Annotated in this window: 1 pseudogene; it reads right to left on the reverse strand. The window is 56.5% G+C overall.

Annotated elements, in window-relative coordinates:
- A pseudogene (locus tag AC1D0Z_RS24025) lies at window positions 1–519 on the reverse strand (hypothetical protein); the annotation flags it as partial.

Raw genomic sequence — 519 nt, forward strand, 5'->3', positions numbered from 1 at the left:
GGAAATACGGCAGTACTGGTATCGATCCTGGCGGCTTCCTACCCAGGCATGGTATGTCACGCACGATGCCAGATCGATGCGTAGACCGTAGCTCGTTTTGGCAAGGTCACCACTGCCTCGCGCGATGACCTTGTCTTCCTCGGCCAGGTCACGCCGCGTGGCGGGATCCATCACAACGCCGCAATACGCGCCGTTGCTGCTGTCGGACATCCTGGCATGCAGGCGGGAGTTTCGATTGATAGCCCAACGCACGACGTCGCAGCCAAAGCCGCTTTTGCCAACACCCACACTAGCCAGAACGCGATTGATTTTCGCAATTTGCGCAGGCCGCGTATCCTTGCTCGCTTCAAAAATGACATAGGCATTTTCTGACCGGCTGTCGATCATACGCATGGCTTTCGCGACAAATTTCGGGGACTCGGGGAAACTTGCCAGCGAGGCAACTTCAATCTCAGGCGGAAAGAACGGGATCAGCCATGCGTGTTGGCTGCCTTGCAATATCATGACCGCGGTCTTTTC

The organism is Polaromonas sp. P1_E3, from assembly GCF_056405935.1.